This window comes from Alteromonas sp. WD8-37 (genome assembly GCF_055326825.1).
Window position 1 is genome coordinate 71,243 of sequence record NZ_JBUZOV010000010.1, and the last position, 15,522, is coordinate 86,764.

The following is a 15,522-nucleotide window of genomic DNA, read 5'->3' on the forward strand; positions in this document are numbered from 1 at the left end:
TAGCCGCTCAGGTAGCGGCCATGCCCTGTTTGTAAAAGGCCAGTGCCTTGCTGTCTTCGTGCTGGCGTTCACTGATTTGTGCCAGCAGCATCAGGTCGGCCGGGGATTCTTCCAGCTTCACTGCTTTTAACAGCACCCGTTCGGCCAGCGCCAGGTCGCCGGCGTTAAACGCCAGCTGGCCCAGAATCGAATACAGCTGGGCGTTTTCGCTGTCTTTTTTCAGCCAGCTTTCCAACAGCTGAATGGCCGCGGTGGGCTGGGGCATACTGATGGCCCGAAACAGTGGCAGCAGATATTCATCGGGGCCGCTACGCTGCCATTCCACCAGAGAGTCCTGAGCATCCTTATGCATGCCCTGCTCAATCAGCTGTTCGGCATAGGCCGCACGAAACGCCGGGTCGTTACGTTTTTTACGCGGCAGATCCTGCCAGTATTGCTTGAGCGCATTGGCACCCTGTTTACTGGCAATTTCAGCAAACTTGCCGCGGGCTGCACGCTGCGCCAGCGGTACCGCATCTTTTTTCAGGGTTTTACGCCATTGCGGCAGCTGATTTTGAATTTCCTGCCACTGACCCAGCTGGGCCAGACAATCGGCTTTGATGCGGATCACCTGACGATGGTCGGCATCTTTGTCTTCCAGCGAATTCACCACCTTCAGGGCGTCTTCGGGCTGATTTCGGCGCAGCAACATGCGCGCTTCCATTAGCACCGCGGCCAGCCGAGAATGTGGATAATCCGCGGCCTGGTGTAACTGTTCCTGACATTGCTGCCAGTTATCTAACTGGTAGGCCACCTGGGCGCCAATCAGATAATTCACCCCGTCAAAGTCGCGCTGCCTGGTGTCGGCAAAGGCTTTGTTGGCCGCTTCGAGTTCACCTTCAGCAAAGGCCTGGATACCGCGGTAAAAATTGCGTTGCTGACGCCGGCGGCTTAAATTGCCCAGCCAGGCCCAGCTGCCCGAAAACAAGCCAATCAATGCTGAGCCCAGTCGGTAAAGCACATACAGCACAATCAGGCCAACCACCACCGAGATGACCAGGCTCACCACCGTCATTTCAATCAGCAGATCACCCATGGAAATCAGCACATAGCCTTTTTCACCCACCAGTTGCGGCGCCACCAGCAGCAGCGCCAGCACCACAAGGATCAGCAGACTGGATAACAACAATTTTTTCATAGTGCTTGTGCTCCCTGGCCAAAGGCGTCATCGACGCGCTGTTCCAGCAGGCGGCGCAGGGGTGTGCTGCTTTGCAGCGACTCAGGCAGCTCCTGGCTGATATTGGTATCCACCAGATTTTGCAGGCTACTCATGTAGCTTTGTACCGCCTGGTCGTCAGTATCATAATGGCGCACCAGGGCATCCAGAGCATTTTGCAGCGACTGATCAAACAAGGTTTTGTGGCCCTGTAAGGCGGCCGACTGCGCCTGCATCAGTTGCAGTTTAAGTTGTTCGCGGCTCAACCATTGTTGCTGCTGGCTCATGACCGGCTCAATGGGCTGCTCACTACGCGACACAGTAATAAAATCATCCACTATGTTGCGCCATACGCGCTGCAGATTCTGCTTCCAGTCAGTCACGGACTCGCTGAGCTCGCCGCCGCTGGCGTCGGTGTCCGGCGGCGTGAAGGTATCCAGCGCCAGATTGGGCACCTGGGCCAACATGCCGGACAAGGCCAGCGCCACCGAGGTGCGCGACACCGGGTTAAGCTGACGCAGGGTCTGGATGTCTTTGGCAATCAGTTCGCGCACCGGCAAGACCGATGGATCGGCCAGCTCAGCCAGACGCTGGTCGGCATTGTTAAGCAGCATGATGGCGGTCTTGATGTCTTTTTCCAGCCACACCTTGCGGCCGGCCATGCGCACCAGATAATCGGCCTCGGCCAGCAACCAGTCGGCCGGGCGTTTGCCCTCCATATTTTCCAGCTGGCTTTGCACCTGCTGCAGGGTTTGTTCGTTCTGGCGGGCCAGTTCGGCATTTTGCTGTTGCAACTGCTGGACAGTCTGGCTTAAGGCAGCACGGGCCCGGCTTTGATCGTCAAGCTGTTCGGCCAGCTGCTCGGTTTGTTGTTCCAATGCTTTAAGGGCGTCGGCCTGCTCTGTTTGTGCCTCGCCCAGGCTGGATTGCTGGTCGGTCAGAATGCTGGTGCTGGCATCGCGCTGGCTCCAAATCCAGTAACCGCCGGCCGCCACCGCAATCGACAGCATCAGCGACACCAGGGTGATAAACCACAAGGCTGCCGTGGAGGGCGATTTTTGCGCGCGAGTATTGGCGGCCTTATCGCTGCTGCGCACCTGCGCTGAGGATTTGCCCGGCTTGGGGGTATCCAGCGTGCTGTTTGAATCAGCTTTACCAGACACAGACGAACCGGCTGATTTGGTGCCTTGTTTATCCTTATTAGTGTCTGGCTTACTTTCGGACGAGGCGGCCTTGTCGGCGGTCGGGGAAGAGGCCTTCGGGCTATCTTTAGCCGGCGTTGCCGTGTCTTTTTGACTGGCGTTATCCGCGTTCTGCTTATCGCCTTTTGATTTGTTGTTATCGGCCATGGTTACTCCCAGTTATCCTTGATCCATTGACACAATTGTCGGTCACTTGCCCCGGCGGCATGACTGATACGGGTCAGGCCCAGTTCTTGTAGCGTCGCGGCCACGCGGGGGCTTACGGTTAGCCAGCGGTGCTGGTGCAGTTCGGCAGCCGGATAGTGGCGAAACAGCAGCCGCGCCATCTCCTCGCTGGTGGCAATGATGCCTTTTACGTCAGGCCATTGCCATTGGTTTGATTGGATTACCCGAGGGCAGGGCTGACGCTGATAGACCGCAAATGTTTGCACCTGCGCGCCTTGCTGCTGCAGGCTGCTGGCTAAAGTGGTTCGACCACCTTTTCCCTTTATAATAACGACTTGCTTATTTTTTGCACCTGTTAACTGCGGTAGCGCCAGTAATCCCTCGCTGGTGGCCAGCGCCGGGGCCTGGCAGGCAATGCCCAGTTGCTGTAACCGGCTGGCGGTGGTCTGGCCCACCGCCAGCACGGTGGCATCGATTGGCAAACGGCCAAGCAATGGGGAAATGGCGGCCACCGCAAACTGGCTGGTCACAATCACAATCGGGGCAGGGGTGCTGGCCAGGTGCGCAACACAATCATCAATAGCGGCTGGGGCCGGCGCGATATCCACCAGCCCCAGTACGGTGGCGCTCAGCCCGGCCTGGGCAAAGGCCTGCTGGCTGGTGGCCAGGCTGGGTACCGGGCGGGTGAGCAGGTACATGGGTTAGGAATACAGCGCGGCGAGGATGTCGCCAGCACCCTGGGCCAGCAATGCTTCAGCCACTTCAATGCCGATGGCTTCGGCGCGCTCCGCCGGGCCGGTGGCCGAGGCGAATAACAACTGGCTACCATCGGGCTGGCCGACCATGCCGGTGAGGGTCAGGGTGTCACCGTCCAGGGTAGCAAAACTGCCGATGGGCACCTGGCAGCCACCTTCCAGACGGGTATTCATGGCCCGCTCGGCGCTGACCCGGGTATGGGTGTCCGGATCGTTCAGGGCGCTTAACAGGCCGATCAGCTCTTCATCATCGTTGCGGCATTCAATGCCCACCGCGCCCTGGCCCACTGCTGGCAGACAGGTTTCCGGCGGCAGTTGCTGGGCAATACGATGCGCCATGTCTAACCGGATAAGGCCCGCTGCGGCCAGAATGATAGCGTCATAGTCGCCATTATCCAGCTTGGCCAGCCGGGTATTCACATTGCCGCGTAAATCGCGAATTTGCAGGTCAGGCCGGTGTTTGCGGATCTGGCACTGTCGGCGCAGGCTGGAGGTGCCGACAATCGCGCCGTGAGGCAACTCATCGATGCTGTCGACCTGGTTGGAGACAAACGCATCAAACGGGTTTTCTCGCGGGCAAATAGCATGCAGGCCGAAGGCTTTAGGAAACTCTACCGGAATATCTTTGATGGAATGCACCGCAATATCAGCGCGGCCTTCTAGCATGGCAATTTCCAGCTCTTTGATAAACAGGCCCTTACCGCCGATTTTGGCCAGCGGCGTATCCAGAATTTTATCGCCCTGGGTCGACATGGGCACCAGCTCCACCGTCAGATGGGGATGATGCTCTTGCAGTTTGGCCTGAACATATTCTGCCTGCCAAAGGGCCAGAGCGCTTTTGCGGGTGGCGATACGAAGGGTTCGGGGTGCAGCTGACATGGTCGTCATTCCTGTAAAAAAATAGTGACGGGCCAGCGCCGCGTGGCGGCTGGCCACCAACCGGGTTTAGGCACCCAGACGCGCCTGTAGCCAGGCGCTGATATCATCCAGCTCTTCGCGGCAGACACTGTGTTCCATTGGATATTGGTGCCACTTGGGGGCATAGCCGTTGGCTTGCAGACTTTCCATCGCCATCTGACCCAGCTGCGCCGGTACCACCGGGTCCTGGGTGCCGTGGCCAACAAAAATTGGGATGTCACGGTTCGCCTCGCTGGCTTCATCGGCCAGACGGCCTGGCTCACACATATAGGTCGATAACGCCATGATGCCGGCCAGTCGCTGGCCAAAGCGCAGGCCCAGATGATAGGCAATTACGCCGCCCTGAGAAAATCCAGCTAGTACAATTTTATCGGCAGCAAAACCGGCCTCCAGCTGGGCCTGAATCAACTGTTCAATTTTAGCCGCGCTGGCCTGCACGCCTGCCAGGTCGGCACGGCTATTAAAATCCAGCGATTTGATGTCGTACCAGGCCGGCATCTGCATATTGTTATTAATGGTCACCGTTTGCACCGGCGCATGGGGGAACAAAAACTTGACCGGTAAACTGTCCGGCAGATGCAGCTCGGGCACCACCGGGGCAAAGCCGTGGCCCGAATCGCCTAGCCCGTGCAGCCAGATCACGCACGCTTTGGGATTATCACCGGTATTTATTTCAACATGAGGGATCAACGCTTGGGACATAACTACCTTATTCTCGTTGGGATCAAACGGTGCGCGAAGGCGCACAAATATCGCCATTACGGCCTGTATGGGTTTATGCTACCATTGCAGGTTAAAATGACCACCATCTAGATGTGTTGTAGAACAATTATGGCATCCCAATTAGGAAATTTGTTTATTTTGGCGGCCCCGTCGGGTGCCGGCAAATCCAGCCTGATCAAAGCACTGCTGGAAAAACATGAACAGGCTACCGACTTTCCCATGGAAGTGTCGGTGTCGCACACCACCCGCCAGCCCCGGCCCGGTGAAGAAGATGGGGTGCATTATCACTTTGTCAGTCATGCGCAGTTTGAACAGCTGATAGAACAGGGCGTATTTTTTGAATGGGCCGAGGTGTTTGGTAATTATTATGGCACCTCGCGGGTCACCATCGAACAAACCCTGCACCAGGGCATCGATGTGTTTTTGGACATCGACTGGCAGGGTGCGCGACAGGTGAAAAAGCTGTTGCCAGATGCCTGTGGTATCTTTATTTTGCCCCCGTCTGCCGAGGTGCTGAAAGAGCGCTTGAACCGTCGCGGTCAGGATAGCGATGAGGTTATTGCAGCGCGCATGCAAGAAGCGGTGTCGGAGATGTCGCACTATGACGAGTTTGATTATGTGCTGGTCAATGATGATTTTTCGGTAGCGCTGGCCGATCTGGAAGCCATCGTGCGGGCCCAGCGCCAGCGTACGGGTAAGCAGCAACTGCGTCATCAAAGCTTGATCGCGGATCTGCTTAGCGATCCCAGCGTATAAAAAATGCTGTAAATTCGCACAAACTACTATATCTGATCACGGTTGTGGGCTATACTACGCGGCCGTTTTTTTATATTCGCTCAATTCATTTTCGGAGAAATACATGGCTCGCGTAACCGTAGAAGATGCTATTAATAAAGTTGGTAACCGCTTTGATCTGGTGCTGGTTGCAGCCCGTCGTGCGCGTCAGCTGGCCACCGAAGGAAAAGACGCCATGGTGGATGTTGCAAACGACAAGCCTACGGTTACCGCGTTGCGTGAAATCGAAAAAGGATTGGTCACAGCTGCCACGCTGGAGCAGGATGAGATGCATGATCAGGAACAACAAGAGCACACAGACTTTTCTTCTGTGGCCAATATCCTGTCTGATCAGTAAACATCTCACTGCTGACATTTGATCTTTAAAAAGCGCCAGCGATCTATTCAGATCGCTGGCGCTTTTGTCATTGGCATCTGCCAAAATTCTTCGTATTCTGTAAGTTCTTTTCATTTTATGACCGGAAAGCTGTAAACACTGTGTATTTGTTTGAAGGCCTGAAGCAAAAAATTAGCGATTATCTGGCGCCCGAGCGGGTGGAGCTGGTGCAAAATGCCTTTGTGCTGGCTCACGAAGCGCACGATGGCCAGATGCGTTCCAGCGGCGACCCCTATATTACCCACCCGGTAGCGGTGGCCGGGATCCTGGCCGATATGCATCTGGATCACGAAACCCTGATGGCGGCGCTGCTGCATGATGTGATTGAAGACACCCACTATTCCCAGGATGATCTAGCCAGTGCCTTTGGCAATACCGTGGCCGAGCTGGTGGAAGGGGTCAGCAAGCTGGATAAGATTGCCTTTAGCAGCAAGCAGGAAGCGCAGGCTGAAAACTTTCGCAAGATGATGATGGCGATGGTGCAGGATATCCGGGTGATTTTGATTAAGCTGGCGGACCGCACTCATAATATGCGTACCCTGGGCGCGCTGCGCCCGGACAAACGTCGCCGCATCGCGCTGGAAACCTTAGAAATTTATGCGCCCATCGCGCACCGGCTGGGGATCCACGATGTCAAAAATGAACTGGAAGATTTAGGCTTCCAGGCCATGTACCCGATGCGCCACCGGGCGCTAAAATCGGCCGTGCGCCAGGCCCGGGGCAACCGCAAGGAAATTATTGAGAATATCCGTCAGGAAGTGGATACCCGGCTGGCCGAATTTAGCATCAAAGCCACTGTGATTGGCCGCGAAAAGCATTTGTATTCTATTTATCGCAAGATGCGCAATAAAGAGTTGATGTTCAATGAAGTAATGGACATCTATGCGTTTCGCGTGGTGGTGGACAGTGTGGACAATTGTTACCGCTCATTGGGCGCCATCCACAGTTTGTATAAGCCGATTGAAACCCGCTTTAAAGATTACATCGCTATTCCGCGTACCAACGGTTACCAAAGTCTGCATACTTCGCTGATTGGCCCCCACGGCATTCCGGTGGAAGTGCAGATCCGTACTCATCCCATGGACCAGATGGCAGACAAAGGAGTAGCCGCACACTGGCTGTACAAAGAGCCCGGTGACAGCGATACCACCGCGCAGCTGCGGGCGCGTAAATGGATGCAAACCCTGCTGGAGCTGCAGCAAAGTGCCAGCTCCTCGTTTGAATTTATCGAGTCGGTCAAAACCGATTTGTTCCCGGATGAAATATATGTGTTCACCCCGGACGGCCGTATCATTGAGCTGCCGATGGGCGCCACTGCGGTGGATTTTGCCTATGCGGTGCATTCGGACATTGGCAATACCTGTGTGGGCGTACGGGTGGAGCGGCGCAACTACAGCTTAAGTAAGCCGCTGGAAAATGGCCAGACCATTGAAATTATTACATCGCCCAAGGCTAAACCGAATGCCAACTGGCTGAACTTTGTGGTCAGTGCGCGCGCGCGTACCCGCATTCGCCAGTATCTGCGCAAACAGCATTCTCAGGAAGCAGTGAACATGGGCAACCGGTTGTTGCGCCATGCGCTGGGCAACAATCGGCTGGATGATATCGCCCAGGCGGATATTGATCGTGTAGTGGCCGAGACCAAACATTCTTCGTTTGATGATTTGCTGGTGGACATTGGGTTAGGGAATGAGCTCAGTGCCATTGTGGCGCGCCGCTTGTTAGGTGAAAGCGATGATTTGCCGGCCCGTAAGGGCAATGTGGCTATCCGCGGCACCGAAGGCCTGCTGGTGCATTATGCGCGCTGTTGCCATCCCATCCCGGATGATGAGATTGTGGCGGTATTGAGCCCGGGGCGGGGGATGACCATCCACCAAACCGGCTGTAACAATATTCGCAAGCTATCGCGCGAAGAGCCGCAGCGGGTCTTGCCCATGCAATGGGATGACCGCGCTCAGGGTGAATTTAAAGCTTCTTTGCGCATTGAGCTGTATAACCACCAGGGCACACTGGCCACCCTGACCAATACCATTTCGGGCTGCGACTCCAATATTATTGGCCTGCAGACCGAAGAAAAAGAAAGCAATATCTATTTTATCGATATTGAGCTGACCACCCATAACAGGGTCCATCTGGCGCGAATTATGCGTAAGATCCGAACTATGCCGGAAGTGCAGCGCGTGTCGCGGCACAGTCAGTCGAAACATTAATTGCTTAACATAGGAATTTGTTATGTCTAAATCGATTATCCAAACCGAAAACGCTCCCCAGGCGATTGGCACTTACAGCCAGGCAGTGAAAGCCGGGACCACCGTGTATTTGTCTGGCCAGATCCCATTGGACCCCACGTCAATGGAAATTGTATCTGACGATTTTGCTGCTCAGACCCGCCAGGTATTTGATAATGTCAAAGCCGTGTGCGAAGCCGCCGGCGGCACCATGAATGATTTGGTCAAGCTGAACATTTATCTGCGCGATTTAAGCCACTTTGCCATGGTGAATCAAATCATGAGCGACTATTTCAGCCAACCGTATCCGGCGCGCGCCGCCATCGGCATCAGCGCATTGCCTAAAGATGCACAAATTGAAATCGACGGCGTCATGGAATTACCGGAATAAGATGTGACTCCCGCCCGCTATGCACGCATCCGCCAGATGCTGGCGGCCCGGCAGACCGATCTGACAGTCTGTCTGGACAGTGTGCATAAACCCCACAATCTGGCGGCGATATTACGGACCTGCGATGCAGTAGGCATTTATCAGTTGCACCGGGTGTGGGATTTACCAGAACGGATCCGCAAAGGCACCTCGGTAGGCAGTGAATTGTGGGTGCAGCAGTGCCACCACCCAAGCACCGAAGCAGCGCTGGATACCCTGCAGGCAAGAGGCCTGCAGATTGTGGTGACCCATCTTAGCCCCACCGCGCAAGATTTTCGCAGTCTGGATTACACCCGGCCTACTGCTGTGATGTTTGGCCAGGAAAAATACGGAGTGTCGGAGGCGGTTGTTGCACGCGCCGACGCCCATATCAGTATTCCCATGCTGGGCATGGTGCAGTCACTCAATGTGTCGGTGGCCGCTGCGTTGGTGTTGTATGAAGCGCAACGCCAGCGCCAGCTGGCCGGCTTATATGATACACCCAGCTTAAGCGAAGAGGTCTGTCAGCAAATCTTATTCGCCCGGGGTCACCCGCGTTTGTATGCGTTGTGCCAGGCGAAACAGCTGGCGTTGCCGCACATTGATGCGCACGGCCAGATTAAAGCATCCGCCTGCTGGTGGACAGCCATGGGCGCCACATCTGCCAATCCGCCCGGCTGACCGGGCCTGTACTCGCCATTCGGCAAACAATCGCTTACACTGCGCTTATTTACAGTATTAGCGCAGGACCCGGCCCATCAGCATGCAGCCCTTGGCACAAACCCCGATCACCACGCTAAAAGGCGTAGGCGCAAAAGTGGCAGAAAAACTGGCCAAAATCGGCTTGTTCACGCTGCAGGATATTCTTTTTCATTTGCCACTGCGGTATGAAGATCGTACCCGCATTTATGCTATCGCCAACTGCCGGCCATTTACCCATGTCAGTATCCAGGGCGAGGTGAAAAGCGCTGATATCCAGTATGGCAAAAAGCGTATGCTGGTGGTCAAGGTCAGTGATGGCTCTGGCACCATCACCCTGCGCTTTTTTCATTTTGGAGCCTTGCAGCGCACCATGTTGTCGCCGGGTAATCAGGTGTTGTGCTTTGGTGAGATCCGCACTGGCAAGTGGGGGCTGGAAATGATGCACCCGGAATTTTCGCTGGTGGATGAGGATGGCCCGCCGGCGGAACCAACGCTTACTCCTGTGTACCCGACCACCGAAGGGGTCAAGCAGTTGACCCTTCGCAATCTGACCGAGCAGGCACTGGCTATGCTGGACAAAGGTGCACTCAATGATTTGTTGCCTGAGGGCATGTACGCCCAGCAGGTATCGCTGCAGCAGGCACTGCATCTGGTGCACCGGCCGCCGCCGGATGCCGGGTTGAGCCTGCTTGAAGAAGGCCAGCATCCGTCACAGCACCGGCTGATCCTCGAAGAGCTGCTGGCCCATCATTTAAGTGTGCTTAAAGTCCGCCAGCAGTCGGATGCCCAGCCCGGCATTGCGATTAATGTCGACCAGCGCCTGATTGATCAATTACTGGCCCAGCTGCCGTTTTCGCCCACCGGGGCCCAGCAACGGGTAGTGAGCGAGATCCAGGCCGATATGCAGCAACCGCGGCCCATGATGCGTCTGGTCCAGGGCGATGTGGGCTCGGGCAAAACCCTGGTGGCAGCCATGGCAGCCCTATCGGCCATCGGCGCCGGTTATCAAGTGGCACTGATGGCACCCACCGAGCTGCTGGCCGAACAGCATGCCAATAATTTTCGCCAGTGGCTGGCACCGCTGGGCATCGAAGTGGGCTGGCTGGCCGGCAAGCTTAAAGGCAAAGCGCGCGACCAGGTGCTGGCCCAGCTGGCGGGCGGCGATATTCAGATGCTGGTGGGCACCCATGCTATCTTTCAGGAAAATGTACATTATCAGCATCTGGCGCTGGTGATTGTGGATGAACAGCATCGCTTTGGCGTGCATCAGCGCCTGGCGCTGCGGGAAAAAGGCGAGATCCAGGGGCGCTTTCCCCATCAGCTGATCATGACCGCTACACCTATTCCGCGCACCCTGGCTATGACCGCCTATGCCGATCTGGATACCTCGGTGATTGATGAACTGCCCCCCGGGCGCACGCCGGTGACCACGGTGGCCTTACCGGACACCCGTCGCGAGGATGTGATTGCGCGGGTGTATCAGGCGTGTAAAGAACAAGGCCGCCAGGCGTACTGGGTGTGTACCCTGATTGATGAGTCCGAGGTACTCCAATGCCAGGCTGCTGAGGATGCCGCCATTACGCTGCGCACAGCCTTACCCGAGCTCAAAGTGGGGCTGGTCCACGGGCGGCTCAAACCGGCTGAAAAAGCCGAGGTGATGGAGTCATTCAAACAAGGTGAGTTGGATCTGCTGGTGGCCACCACGGTCATCGAAGTGGGCGTGGATGTGCCCAATGCCAGTATTATGATCATTGAAAACCCCGAGCGCCTGGGTCTGGCCCAGCTTCATCAGCTGCGTGGCCGGGTGGGGCGCGGCGCGGTAGAAAGTCAGTGTGTGCTGATGTACCAAAGCCCGCTGTCCAAAACTGCCACCCAGCGACTGGCAGTGTTGCGTGAGTCCAGCGACGGCTTTTACATCGCCCAGCGCGACCTGGAAATTCGCGGCCCTGGCGAGCTGATGGGCACCCGCCAAACCGGCATTGCCGAGCTAAAGATTGCTGACCTGGTGCGCGATGCCGCGCTGATCCCGCAGGTACAGGATATTGCTCATCGCCTGTGGCAGGATTACCCCAGCCATGCCCAGGCCATCATTAATCGCTGGATTGGATTTAAGGAACAATATGGCCATGCCTGAGCAGACCACCCCCGAATTAATCCCCTTGTGGCTGGCCGACGCCGGCGCCGACGATGCGGCTCTGGCCAGCGAGATTGCCCGGCGCTGGCAGTTTACTTTGACTGAGGCGGCGCCAGCCGGACTGGCTCTGAGGGTACACAATAATCAGCTGCAACTTATTGACTGTGCTAATCTCAAACAACAGGGAGTGGTGGTGGATTTTTGTGCCGGTGCACTGACTTATCGGCGCCAACATGGCGGTGGCAAAAAAGAGCCTATCGCCAAAGCGGTTGGAGTAAAGGGCAACGTCAGTCCTCGGGTGGTGGACGCTACCCCGGGATTGGGCCGTGATGCATTTGTGCTGGCCAGCCTGGGCTGCGAGGTCATTCTGATAGAGCGCTCACCGGTGGTGGCAGCTTTGCTGGAAGATGGCATGCGCCGGCTGACGCACAGCGATACCGAGCTGGCAGCACGATTTTCACTGGTGCATGGCAATAGTGCCCAGGTTCTGGCAAGCTGGAGCGATGCCCCGGTGGATGTGGTGTATCTGGACCCGATGTTTCCGCATCGCAAAAAATCCGCCGCGGTAAAAAAAGAAATGAAAGTGTTTCAGGCACTACTGGGTTCTGACCCGGATGCTGATGCGTTACTGGCCCCGGCCAAAGCTTTGGCAGCCCGGCGTGTGGTGGTAAAACGACCCAACAGTGCACCGAATCTGGCTGATAGTCCGCCTAGTATGGCGATCACCAGTAAAAAGCATCGTTTTGATGTGTACTTAAAATAATAAGGAGCCTGCCATGATCAGTGTTGGAAGCACGTTACCCGAAGTGTCGTTTGGTATTTTACAAGACGGCGAGATGACCAACCCCCACACCAATGATTTGTTTGGAGATAAAAAAGTGGTGTTGTTTGCTGTGCCCGGCGCATTTACCCCGACGTGTTCGGAAGCACACCTGCCAGGCTATGTGGTGTTGGCGGATAAGCTCAAAGCCAAAGGCGTGGATGAAATCATGTGCGTTGCCGTTAATGACGCTTTTGTGATGCGCGCCTGGCAACAATCCGCCAATGCCGAAGGTATTACCATGCTGGCCGACGGTAACGCCATGTTTACCCGCAATATCGGCTTGGATATGGACACTGGTAGTTTTGGTGGAGTGCGTTCTCTGCGCTACTCCATGCTGGTGGAAGATGGGGTTGTGACCCAGCTGAATGTGGAAGATCCGGGGCGCTTTGACGTGTCGGATGCGCAATCCATGCTCGACAGCCTGTAAGAAGTAAACCAAGGCCGACAGCCGGGCGTATACACTCAGGCTTTTAAGTCATACATTGGTTGCAGTTGACGTGCAAGTCATCGTTTCTTAATGGATTTGCCGTCAGCCTCCTATGGTGCAAAGCCGATAATGATAAAAATCCGCGGTGAAGATCAGGCAGTACTTCACGTATTGTGAACCGAACCCAGTGCGCATTCGAGTCATTCAGGACGGCATGACGTTCCTCAATTTCACTGGGCCATGGAGGGTTGTTCTTATGGCAAAGGGCCAAAAGTTCAATGTATATCTGATTTCTCCATCCTGTTATGCCGACGGCAAACAGGATCCGAATGTCAATTTGTTTAAAGGGCTGCTGGAAACCTGCAGCTATGAGGTTATCGAGTTGGGCAGCACAGAAGCCTTACCTGAGACCTCGAATCAGGATCTGGTGTTTTATGATGCCGGCAATAAACCGAACAAGCTGAGCGACTTTTATCAGCGCAACGGAAATGCTCGGTGGGTGCTGTTTAATCTCCAGCCCGGTGATGTGGATGAATGTGAAGCCATCATCGCTGGCGTAGAGGGTACCTTTTATGCGTCAGATTCTCCGGAACTGCTGCTGAAAGGGGTACGCCGGCTCGGTAAGATGGATGTGTGGTTTAAGCGTGGCTCCATCAATGAGGCGTTACGCCGTATGCGTCAGTATGCACGTCGCCCGGGGATGCCGGCGATGCGGATGTCGCGTAAATCATCTGGTGAAGCACAGCCAAAACTGACCAAGCGTGAGCTGACCATTATTGAACTGGTGTCCAAAGGCTCACAGAATCAGGAGATTGCCGACCAGCTGCATATCAGTGTGAATACCGTAAAAACGCATATTTACAGTATCTTTCGCAAAACCCATTCGCGAAACCGCATTGAGTTGTTGTCCTGGTCACAAAATTATATGAGCGAACAGTTTTAACCTGCTGTCAGCGGCGCCGCGCATACCTTGTTGTTCCCCTTGGTGGTATCAGTATAATCGGCGCCCTGATTTTAGTGGGGAATAAACAGTGGAAAAGCGCGATGTAATTGTGATTGGGGCCGGCGCAGCCGGGCTTTTTTGTGCTGCGCAGGCAGGCCAGCGTGGCCGCCAGGTAGAAGTGCTCGATCACGCCAAAAAAATTGGCCGCAAAATTCTGATGTCCGGTGGTGGGCGCTGCAATTTTACCAATATGTACGCCGGCCCGGAAAACTTCTTATCCGACAATCCCCACTTTTGTAAGTCTGCCTTAAGCCGCTATACCCAATGGGATTTTATTGGTCTGGTAAATGACTATCAGATTGCCTATCACGAAAAGACCCTGGGCCAGCTGTTTTGCGATGACAGTGCCAAAGAGATCGTGCGTTTGCTTGAAGGCGAATGTGCCAAAGGAAATGTGACCATCACCACACGCTGTGACATTTTAAATGTCACACGCACCGAGCAGGGCTATCAGATAAGTACCAGTTTAGGCGAGTACCAGTGCCAGTCGCTGGTGGTAGCGACCGGCGGCTTAAGTATGCCCAAATTAGGCGCTTCACCCTTTGGTTATCAACTAGCTGAGCAATTTGGTCTTAAGGTGTTGCCCACGCGTGCCGGTCTGGTGCCGTTTACCTTGCCGCCTGAGCTCAAAACCCCGCTGGCCGAAATTTCAGGTATATCCCAAACCATTCGCGCCAGTTGCCAAAACACCTCGTTTGTAGAAGATATGCTGGTTACCCACCGCGGCTTATCCGGCCCGGCGATTCTGCAAATCTCCTCGTACTGGGACGGTCAGGAAGTCGAGCTCGATTTATGTGTGGAACATGATGTGGCAGCTTTGCTGGAAGACGCACGCCACAGCCAGCCTAATACTACGTTAAAAACCTTTATCGCCAGCATGTTTGCCCGGCGGCTGGCCGACACCTTGATTGAGGTGCTGGAATTACCCAATGTACCGCTTAAACAACTTACCCCCAAACAGCAGGCTTATATAGCCACGCAATTACACCAGTGGCGGGTAAAACCATCCGGTACCGAAGGCTATCGCACCGCCGAGGTCACCTTAGGTGGGGTAGATACCAATGGGCTATCATCTAAAACCATGGAAGCGCGAGATGTGCCAGGCTTGTACTTTATTGGTGAAGCGGTCGATGTCACCGGCTGGCTGGGAGGCTATAACTTTCAGTGGGCCTGGAGTTCTGGTTGGGTTGCCGGGCAATATGTGTAGCTCAACCACAAATACGCATTAATAGTATCTGCGTGCCGTTTTAGCGGGATGAGTCAGTAAAAACCATGATAGATCGGCATCAGGATCCGCGGTTCTTTGCCGGATCGAGTCAAAAAAACCGCAGTTCGAACAGCAAATAAGCAAACGATCGCGATTTATAGGTTTTTTTAAAATAGTTGTTGACGGCGCGGCTCAGATCGCTAGAATGCGCACCACTTCGACGGGACAGGCCAAACGGCAACAACGTTGAAGGGCTTGCTCCAACAGCGATAGCGACCTGAGTAAGCGGTTTTCAAAACAGCCTTTCAAATTAGTTTGAAAAAAGTTGTTGACACGGAAACCGAATCGCGTAGAATGCGCATCCCGCTTCGGGGAGTAAACGAAGCAGCGGCAAGGCCAGTTGGTCAGTCGCACTGTTCTTTAACAATGTATAACAAGACAATCTGTGTGGGCACTCGTT

General features: G+C 55.0%; 15 protein-coding genes. 10 read left to right on the forward strand and 5 right to left on the reverse strand.

What is annotated here, in order from left to right; translation table 11 throughout:
* Positions 1-7 precede the first annotated feature (7 nt).
* The 5 genes from ACTUJZ_RS15590 to ACTUJZ_RS15610 form a co-directional block, all read right to left on the reverse strand.
* Positions 8-1,177, reverse strand: coding sequence for a heme biosynthesis HemY N-terminal domain-containing protein (locus ACTUJZ_RS15590; protein ID WP_463637261.1), 1,170 nt, complete (start codon positions 1,175-1,177; stop codon positions 8-10).
* Positions 1,174-2,544, reverse strand: a complete 1,371-nt coding sequence (locus tag ACTUJZ_RS15595) for a uroporphyrinogen-III C-methyltransferase (protein ID WP_463637262.1) — start codon at positions 2,542-2,544, stop codon at positions 1,174-1,176. The genes ACTUJZ_RS15590 and ACTUJZ_RS15595 overlap by 4 nt, the downstream gene beginning before the upstream one ends.
* Positions 2,545-2,546: 2 nt before the next feature.
* Positions 2,547-3,260 (reverse strand): uroporphyrinogen-III synthase, encoded by a 714-nt coding sequence (locus tag ACTUJZ_RS15600; protein ID WP_463637263.1) that lies wholly within the window; start codon positions 3,258-3,260, stop codon positions 2,547-2,549.
* Between the two features lie 3 nt (positions 3,261-3,263).
* Positions 3,264-4,196, reverse strand: coding sequence for a hydroxymethylbilane synthase (gene hemC, locus ACTUJZ_RS15605; protein WP_463637264.1), 933 nt, complete (start codon positions 4,194-4,196; stop codon positions 3,264-3,266).
* Between the two features lie 66 nt (positions 4,197-4,262).
* On the reverse strand, positions 4,263-4,937 hold the full coding sequence (locus ACTUJZ_RS15610) for an alpha/beta hydrolase (protein ID WP_463637265.1): 675 nt from the start codon (positions 4,935-4,937) through the stop codon (positions 4,263-4,265).
* A gap of 129 nt (positions 4,938-5,066) precedes the next feature.
* Between ACTUJZ_RS15610 and gmk the strand changes: the two genes are divergently transcribed.
* The 10 genes from gmk to ACTUJZ_RS15660 all read left to right on the forward strand — a co-directional run bounded on the left by gmk (position 5,067) and on the right by ACTUJZ_RS15660 (position 15,062).
* On the forward strand, positions 5,067-5,714 hold the full coding sequence (gene gmk / locus ACTUJZ_RS15615; protein ID WP_463637266.1) for a guanylate kinase: 648 nt from the start codon (positions 5,067-5,069) through the stop codon (positions 5,712-5,714).
* 103 nt (positions 5,715-5,817) lie between these two features.
* Entirely contained in the window at positions 5,818-6,090 is a 273-nt protein-coding gene (gene rpoZ, locus ACTUJZ_RS15620) for a DNA-directed RNA polymerase subunit omega (RefSeq protein WP_463637267.1), read from the forward strand.
* A gap of 140 nt (positions 6,091-6,230) precedes the next feature.
* The gene (gene spoT, locus ACTUJZ_RS15625; protein ID WP_463637268.1) at positions 6,231-8,339 is read left to right on the forward strand and encodes a bifunctional GTP diphosphokinase/guanosine-3',5'-bis pyrophosphate 3'-pyrophosphohydrolase; all 2,109 of its coding nucleotides are present in this window, start codon (positions 6,231-6,233) and stop codon (positions 8,337-8,339) included.
* A gap of 22 nt (positions 8,340-8,361) precedes the next feature.
* Positions 8,362-8,748: a RidA family protein gene (locus tag ACTUJZ_RS15630; RefSeq protein ID WP_463637269.1), complete on the forward strand. Its 387-nt coding sequence runs from the start codon at positions 8,362-8,364 to the stop codon at positions 8,746-8,748.
* Between the two features lie 3 nt (positions 8,749-8,751).
* On the forward strand, positions 8,752-9,447 hold the full coding sequence (gene trmH, locus ACTUJZ_RS15635; protein WP_463637270.1) for a tRNA (guanosine(18)-2'-O)-methyltransferase TrmH: 696 nt from the start codon (positions 8,752-8,754) through the stop codon (positions 9,445-9,447).
* 82 nt (positions 9,448-9,529) lie between these two features.
* A complete protein-coding gene (recG, locus tag ACTUJZ_RS15640; protein ID WP_463637271.1) occupies positions 9,530-11,602 on the forward strand; it encodes an ATP-dependent DNA helicase RecG in 2,073 nt (690 codons plus the stop codon).
* Positions 11,589-12,365 carry a class I SAM-dependent methyltransferase gene (locus ACTUJZ_RS15645; protein ID WP_463637272.1) on the forward strand — a complete coding sequence of 259 codons (777 nt, stop codon included), beginning with the start codon at positions 11,589-11,591 and terminating at the stop codon, positions 12,363-12,365. Before recG ends, ACTUJZ_RS15645 begins: the two co-directional genes overlap by 14 nt.
* A 13-nt stretch (positions 12,366-12,378) precedes the next feature.
* On the forward strand, positions 12,379-12,852 hold the full coding sequence (locus ACTUJZ_RS15650) for a redoxin family protein (protein WP_463637273.1): 474 nt from the start codon (positions 12,379-12,381) through the stop codon (positions 12,850-12,852).
* A gap of 256 nt (positions 12,853-13,108) precedes the next feature.
* Complete coding sequence (locus ACTUJZ_RS15655) at positions 13,109-13,795, forward strand: response regulator transcription factor (protein WP_463637274.1); 687 nt, start codon at positions 13,109-13,111, stop codon at positions 13,793-13,795.
* Positions 13,796-13,883: 88 nt separating this feature from the next.
* Positions 13,884-15,062 (forward strand): BaiN/RdsA family NAD(P)/FAD-dependent oxidoreductase, encoded by a 1,179-nt coding sequence (locus tag ACTUJZ_RS15660; protein WP_463637275.1) that lies wholly within the window; start codon positions 13,884-13,886, stop codon positions 15,060-15,062.
* Positions 15,063-15,522 lie beyond the last annotated feature (460 nt).

What these genes read in the sequence shown, in the direction of transcription:
- gmk (WP_463637266.1), top strand. Translation starts at nt 5,067, where the DNA reads ATGGCATCCCAATTAGGAAATTTGTTTATTTTGGCGGCCCCGTCGGGT.
- ACTUJZ_RS15590 (WP_463637261.1), bottom strand. Translation starts at nt 1,177, where the DNA reads ATGAAAAAATTGTTGTTATCCAGTCTGCTGATCCTTGTGGTGCTGGCG.
- ACTUJZ_RS15600 (WP_463637263.1), bottom strand. Translation starts at nt 3,260, where the DNA reads ATGTACCTGCTCACCCGCCCGGTACCCAGCCTGGCCACCAGCCAGCAG.
- ACTUJZ_RS15645 (WP_463637272.1), top strand. Translation starts at nt 11,589, where the DNA reads ATGGCCATGCCTGAGCAGACCACCCCCGAATTAATCCCCTTGTGGCTG.
- ACTUJZ_RS15630 (WP_463637269.1), top strand. Translation starts at nt 8,362, where the DNA reads ATGTCTAAATCGATTATCCAAACCGAAAACGCTCCCCAGGCGATTGGC.
- ACTUJZ_RS15610 (WP_463637265.1), bottom strand. Translation starts at nt 4,937, where the DNA reads ATGTCCCAAGCGTTGATCCCTCATGTTGAAATAAATACCGGTGATAAT.
- recG (WP_463637271.1), top strand. Translation starts at nt 9,530, where the DNA reads ATGCAGCCCTTGGCACAAACCCCGATCACCACGCTAAAAGGCGTAGGC.
- rpoZ (WP_463637267.1), top strand. Translation starts at nt 5,818, where the DNA reads ATGGCTCGCGTAACCGTAGAAGATGCTATTAATAAAGTTGGTAACCGC.
- ACTUJZ_RS15650 (WP_463637273.1), top strand. Translation starts at nt 12,379, where the DNA reads ATGATCAGTGTTGGAAGCACGTTACCCGAAGTGTCGTTTGGTATTTTA.
- ACTUJZ_RS15655 (WP_463637274.1), top strand. Translation starts at nt 13,109, where the DNA reads ATGGCAAAGGGCCAAAAGTTCAATGTATATCTGATTTCTCCATCCTGT.
- hemC (WP_463637264.1), bottom strand. Translation starts at nt 4,196, where the DNA reads ATGTCAGCTGCACCCCGAACCCTTCGTATCGCCACCCGCAAAAGCGCT.
- ACTUJZ_RS15595 (WP_463637262.1), bottom strand. Translation starts at nt 2,544, where the DNA reads ATGGCCGATAACAACAAATCAAAAGGCGATAAGCAGAACGCGGATAAC.